The sequence below is a fragment of the Dactylosporangium sp. NPDC049525 genome (assembly GCF_040676755.1).
In the GTDB taxonomy this organism is placed as follows: domain Bacteria; phylum Actinomycetota; class Actinomycetes; order Mycobacteriales; family Micromonosporaceae; genus Dactylosporangium.
In genome coordinates, this window is the sequence record NZ_JBFAPO010000131.1 from 1 (window position 1) to 6,460 (window position 6,460).

Consider the following 6,460-nt stretch of genomic DNA (forward strand, 5'->3'; position numbering starts at 1 on the left):
CGCGCCGCGGTCTGGCCGCCGTGTCAGCGTGCGGCGCGGTCTGGCCGCCGTCGTGTTCTCAACGAACCTCACCCCGCCACTCGACTCGCTCGCCCTCGCGCCGGCGCCGCTCGCTCCCACATGCCCGGTGTCTCGCGTGCCCGGCCGCCGCGTGCCCCACCGGCCTGCATCACCCGGGAGCTGACGCACGGCCAGGGTGGTGTCAATGACGTGCGTCCGTCGCGAATTTCGCTGCGGACCGGTCGGCCGCGTTCTCACCGTCCACGCCTCGCCGGCCGATCGCACCATCTGCGGCTCCGTGCCAGACCACCATGTTCGCCCTAGACAGTTGCGGGCGGTTGGCGGCGGTGGCAGGCACGTGCTGGCCGGACCTCCGCAACTCCCGTCCGGCTCGTGCCGTCAGTGATCCGCCCACGCAGGCGGGCGGCCGTAACGACGGCAAGGACCGGCACCTCACCAGGTGCCGGTCCACGACCGTACGGCGATCACCGTGCTGCTGCGGCAGTGTCGCCGCAGGCTCAACCGGCTGGCGCCGCTGGCGGCTGCTTCTGCACCGGTGGACGGTAGAAGATGTCGTTCACTCCGGTGAGCCCGGACAGCATCGTGGCGAAGTCCATCTCCCGCGGTCGCGCTTTCTGCGGGTCGATGGTCTGCTGCGCCTTGTCCCAGTACTCTTCCTTGTGCTTCGTGCGGTCGTAGAAGAAGCGGACGAAGTCGATGATCGAGTCGAGGAACGTTCGGTAGCTGTTCTCGTACCAGTCCAACATCTTGGATTCGGTGGACGGGTCGTCCAGCACGACGTCGATCGCCTCGGCCAGGGCTCCGGCACCGCGCAGGGCGAGGGTAACGCCGGTGGACAGCAGCGGGTCGACGAACGCGGCCGCGTCGCCGACGAGGGCCCATCCCGGGCCGTGGAAGCGCTCGCAGGTGTACGACCAGTCGCGGATGGTGCGGAAGCCACTGACCCGCCGTGCACCTGCGGTGAGGGTCTTGATCTCCTCGGTGCGTTCCATTTCCTCGGCGTAGATGTCCTCCAGCTGCTTGCCGGAGGCCTTGTACTCCTCGATCGGCGTGACGTAGCCGACGCTGACAGTACCGTCGGACAGCGGGATGAACCAGAACCATCCCGACGGGCGGTTCTCTGCCACGATGTCGCCGGCCTTGGTCCCGCCGTACAGATTGCAGCCCTGGAAATAGGCCCAGACGGCGATATTGCGCAGGTCTTCGTGCCACTGGATCAAGTCGAAGTGCTTGCCCAGCAGGTGGTTCTGCCCGGAGGCGTCCACCAGCATGGTGCAACGTGCGGTCTTTGGGTTCTTGTCGCCGCGTTCCGTGTACGTCACACCGACGACCCGCTCACCGTCGAACACCGGTCCCTTGACGGTCGCCTCCTCGACCACGAGGACCCCTAGCTCACGGGCGCGGGCGAGCAGCAGGGCGTCGAAGTCGGCTCGTCGCACCTGGTAGGCGTACTCGTAGAGCGACGACTGCGTGAAGCGGAAGCCCCAGGTCCCCTGGTTCTTTCCCCACAGCAGCGTGCCGCCGTACTTGCGGGTGAATCCCATTGCGTCGAGACGCTCCCGCAGGCCCAGCTTCTCCAGCGTCGGCAGGACGCCGGTGATCAACGACTCGCCGATGTGGTACCGCGGGAACTTCTCGCGCTCCAGCACCAGCACCCGCCAGCCCTTGAGCGCAAGCAGCGCCGCGGTGGCCGATCCACCCGGGCCGCCGCCGATCACCACGACATCGAACTGGTCCTCAGACTCGGTCATGATCTTCCTGTTCGGTCAGAGCGCGGACAGCGGACGCTGCGGATCGGCCACGCCACTGGCCAGGATCCGCCGATAGTCGTCGACCATGCGCACCATGGTGGCCTCATCGAACTGCTTGCTGTTGAACCGCATGGTGCCGCCGATCTTCCCGTTGGACATCATGTCCATGCCCCACAGCACGCCGTTGGGGATGTCGGACGTCTCGGCGCATGACAGGTACCGCTCGCGGACCTCGGCGTACTGCATGTCCCCGACCACTTCGGGCTCGGTCATCGCCGGGTTCTGCAGCAGCTGGAAGGCGCACACGGCACCGTTGTCGCGGGTGTAGGTGTTGGTCAGGTCGGGCGCCTGGGCCGCGATGTCGCCGAAGGGCAGCTCGTTGGCGTACGCCTCGAGGCAGGTGGCCCTGGTGCGCCGGACCAGTTCCATGAAGTTGCGGCAGTCGGACAGGTCGGTGCGCAGCGGCACCAGGTTGAAGAACGGCCCGATGGTGTCGTTGAACGACGGGTCGACGCGTCCCGAAGTGATCGTCGAGGAGACCAGATCGGTGATGCCGGTCATCTTGTGAATCAGAACGTTGAACGCGGAGAGCAACACCATGAACGGTGAGCTGCGCATCGTCCGGGCGAGGTTGAGCGTGCCCGCGGTGAGCTCCTCGCCGATGACGAAGCGGTACACTGAGTAGACCGCCGTTGTCTGCGGGGTCAGGCGCCGGTCGGCCCGGATGTCAGTGATCTCGACGCCCTTGAGCTTCTCACGCCAGTACGCACGCTTCAGGTCCGCGGACGGATCAGCCAGGTCTTTCTGCTGCCAGCGGGCGTAGTCACCGTATTGGCGGGCCGGCGGCAGGCCCGGCTCGCCGAACCCGCGCCGGGCGGCGTAGAACGCCGCGATGTCACGCAGGAGCACGTGCAGCGACCAGCCGTCGCTGGCGATGTGATGGGTGATCAGCGTGAGCACTGCGTCCTTGTCGTCGAACCGCCCGATCACAGCGCGCAGGTGCGGCAGCTCGTTCACGCTCATCGTGCTGGCCTCGACGCCGTTGATGAACTCGTCCACCACGACGTCGCGGGGGCGTGACTCGTCGGCGGCCAGCGTGACGACTTCCAGGCGCGGTGACCGGGGCGGGTGGACCTTCTGGTACGGTTCGCCGTCGTCGCGAACGATCACCGTACGCAGGATCTCGTGCCGCGCAACTGCGTCGTCGAGGGCACCCTGCAGAGCAGCGAGGTCGAGTGGTCCGGTGAGCCGCCAGCCCAGGATGACCAGGTGCCGCGGCCCGAAGGCGCCGTCGGTCTCCCCCTTGTCGAACAGGCAGAGCATCGCCAGGTTCGTCGACAGTGGGATGCGTGCGTCCGGCTCCTCGCCGGTGATGGCAGACTGCTGCAACGTCATGGTGGTCTCTCTAGGCCGGGTCCGACGCGGGCGCCGGACGCAGTTGCGTCCATGTCTTGCTCACGTAGTTCAGGCACGTCGCGCGCTCGCGCGGTCCGAACGCGATAGACCAGCCGGACGGAACCGGGATGGACGCCGGCCACAGCGAATGCCGCCCTCCCTCGTTGGCCAGGATGATGAAGTTGCCGTCCTCATCGTCAAAGGGGTTGGTCATCTGTTCTCCTCGGATCTCAGGTTTGGTCGGGCGCCGACGTGTACGCGCTGGAGGCCCGTACAGCGCCGGCCAGCCCTGCGACCGTGGGCGTGTCGAACAGGCGGCTGATATCGAGTTCCACACCCAACTCCGCGCGGATACGGTTGAGCAGGCGCAGACCGAGTAGCGAGTGCCCGCCGAGGTCGAAGAAGTTGTCTTCGACGCCGACCTTGCCGGTGCCGAGCATCTCGATGAACAGGCCGCAGATCGCGCGCTCCTCTTCATTTCGCGGCGCGACATAGGAGGCGGTGGCGCTGAAGTCCGGCTTCGGCAACGCATCGCGGTCGATCTTGCCGTTCGCGGTCAGCGGCAAGCGCCCGATGACCACGAACGCCGCGGGCACCATGTACTCGGGAAGAGCCTGGCGCACGTGCTCACGTAGGGCAGTGAGGTCCGGTTCGCCTGCCGCGGCCGGGACGATGTAGGCCACGAGGCGTTTCTCGCCGTTGCCGGCGTCACGCGCGACGACCGCGACGTCCGCCAGACCCGGATAGGCCGCGACGACCGACTCGATCTCAGCCAGCTCAACCCGGAAGCCGAAGATCTTGACGAGGTCGTTCGCCCGGCCGACGTACTCCAGACCGCCGTCGTCCGATCGGCGCACGAGATCCCCGGTGCGGCACATGTACGACCCCGCCGCCCCCGCGGGGTCCGCTACGAACTTCTCGGCCGTCAGGTCGGTACGGCCCAGGTAGCCGTGCGCGAGGCCAACGCCGCCCAGATAGAGCTCACCGACGACACCGGCCGGAACCGGGTCGAGGCGCTCGTCCAGCACGCGGAGTTCGACGCCCTCGAACGGCCGGCCCAGGTCGACGCTGGTCGTCGCGGACAGATTTCCCTCAATGGCCGCCTGCGTGCTGAAGATCGTAGCCTCGGTGGTGCCGTACAGGGTGCGCACGACAATGCCGGGACACGCCTTCAGCACGCGGGCAACCGCGCTCGGCGCGATGACGTCACCACCGGTGAGGACCTCACGAACGCCGACAAGGCACTCGGGCGCCTCCTCGGCAACCACGCGGAACAGCCCGGCGGTCAGGTGCAGCGCCGTGATCCGGTGTTCCACGATGAGCCGCAGCAGCCCCGCGATCTGCAGCTCGCCGGGCGGTGGTACGACCACGCAGCCGCCGTGCAGCAGCGGCATGAGCAGTTCGTACAGCGACACGTCGAACGCGAACGGCGCCAGCAACGGCACTCGCTGGTGCCGTTCAGGCTCCCAGCTCGGGTCCAGCATCAGACGCACGGTCTCTCGATGACCCACGACGACACCTTTGGGGTGCCCGGTGGATCCCGACGTGTACATCACGTACGCCGGCGAGTCGCCGTTCACCCGATTTACGGGCTTCGAATCGGCCCCTGCGGACTCTGCCAGCGCCTCCGCGACGACAACCCTCGACACTGAGGCGGGGGTACCGCGGTGCGCCGTCGCCGCGTCGACGAGCAGCAGCGGGGTGCCGGACTGCTCGATGATCCATTCCTGCCGGTCCCGGGGATAGGCACTATGCACAGGGAGGTACACCCCGCCCGCCTTGAGAATCGCAAGGAACGCCAGGACCGCATCCGGCGAGCGCTCCATAAGGACCGCGACCGGCACGCCGGCATCGATCCCGCGGGTGCGCAGGTGGCGCGCCAGCCGGTTCGCCTGCTCGTTCAGTTCGCGATATGTCCACGTCAGGTGGGCGGATCTGACAGCTACTGCGTCCGGCACGTGTTCAGCTCTTGCTTCGAATACCTCGTGAATCGTTTGGGACACAATGACCCTCCGGCCGACCTCAGAATTGGTGATGGCCGTCATGAATTTAGGCAACGGCGGCAGACGGCCGCACCTCCGGCATTGCCGTGCCCGTGATGCCGTCGGCCGCACCTGCGACACACCGCAAAGGCGAAGGTGCCGTGTCGGCCCGGTACGTCCACGATTGCCTCTGCTGGCCCGCGGCCGCGCCGGTCGGCAGGTCGAAGCGCCGGAGGAGTACCCCGCACATGGAACATGACGATGTCGTCGGCTGGCCCGCGGACCGCGCCCGGCACTACCGCCGCAGCGGATGCTGGCGCGGGCAGCCGCTCGGCGCCTACCTGTGGGCCAACGCCGAGCGGTGGGGATCCCGGCCTGCGCTGGTCGATCGCGGGCACACAGTGTCCTATCAGGCGCTCGCGGGCCGCGCCGACCACCTGGCGATTCGACTGTCCGCGCTCGGTCTGTGCCGTGGTGACGCGGTGCTCGTGCAGCTGCCCAACAGCGCGGCCCTCGTGGTCGTCATCATGGCGTGTGTCCGACTCGGTGTGGTGCCGGTGCTGATGCGGATGGAGCACGGCGAGCTCGCGATGGCGGCCGTCGGTGCCCATGTTGATGCGGCCGCGGTGATCGTGCAGCAGCATTGGCGCGGGGTCGACCTTCAGGGGGTGGCGCAGCGCGTGGTCCGGGTCCTGCCGCAACGGGCCCCGATCCTGGTGATCAGCGACCGGCCGGCTCCCGGCACTGTCGACCTGGGCGCGCTGCTGGCCGCCGGCAGCGACGCCGTCATCCGGCAGCGCTGGCTGGACGATCATGCTCCTGCGGCGTCGGACCTGGCGCTGTTGCTGCTCTCCGACGCCGACTGCGGCGGGCTCCAGGTCGTGGGACACACGCATGAGGCGTACGAGTACTGCGTGCGGCGCAGCGCCGCCGCCACAGGCTTTGACAGTACGACCGTCTATCTCACGGTGCTGCACGCCAGCCATCACATCGTGCTGGCTGCCATTCTGTCCGCACTGCACGCTGGCGGGCGCGTCACGCTGCTGGCGTCCAACCGTGCCGATACCGCCTTCGATGTGATCGCCCGCTCCGGCGTCACGGTGGCCACGGTCACGCCGGAACTGGCCGGCAGGTGGGTAGAACATCACCCGTACACGCGGTCCGATCTGTCGACACTGCGCAGCCTGCATGTCCGTGGCGGCGCCCTTGCTCCTGACGTCGCCGCCGGCATCGCGGCCGCCCTCAACTGCCACATCCAACAGGTCTACGGCATGGCCGAAGGACTCATCTGCTACACCCCAACCAACGCCC

5 protein-coding genes are annotated in these 6,460 nt (G+C 67.8%); 1 reads left to right on the plus strand and 4 read right to left on the minus strand.

The features are described from left to right. Positions 1-518: 518 nt before the first annotated feature. From AB0K00_RS57345 to AB0K00_RS57360, 4 genes are read right to left on the minus strand one after another with little or no spacing between them, the layout of a single operon-like run. A complete protein-coding gene (locus AB0K00_RS57345) occupies positions 519-1,772 on the minus strand; it encodes an NAD(P)/FAD-dependent oxidoreductase (RefSeq protein ID WP_363540081.1) in 1,254 nt (417 codons plus the stop codon). Between the two features lie 15 nt (positions 1,773-1,787). Next, on the minus strand, positions 1,788-3,167 hold the full coding sequence (locus AB0K00_RS57350; RefSeq protein ID WP_363540083.1) for a condensation domain-containing protein: 1,380 nt from the start codon (positions 3,165-3,167) through the stop codon (positions 1,788-1,790). A gap of 10 nt (positions 3,168-3,177) precedes the next feature. Continuing rightward, positions 3,178-3,381 carry an MbtH family protein gene (locus AB0K00_RS57355; RefSeq protein ID WP_363540085.1) on the minus strand — a complete coding sequence of 68 codons (204 nt, stop codon included), beginning with the start codon at positions 3,379-3,381 and terminating at the stop codon, positions 3,178-3,180. 16 nt (positions 3,382-3,397) lie between these two features. After that, positions 3,398-5,212, minus strand: coding sequence for a non-ribosomal peptide synthetase (locus AB0K00_RS57360; protein WP_363540087.1), 1,815 nt, complete (start codon positions 5,210-5,212; stop codon positions 3,398-3,400). Positions 5,213-5,397: 185 nt separating this feature from the next. Here AB0K00_RS57360 and AB0K00_RS57365 point away from each other — a divergent pair. Then, positions 5,398-6,460: AMP-binding protein (locus AB0K00_RS57365; protein ID WP_363540090.1), on the plus strand; the 1,063-nt coding region annotated here is incomplete at its 3' end.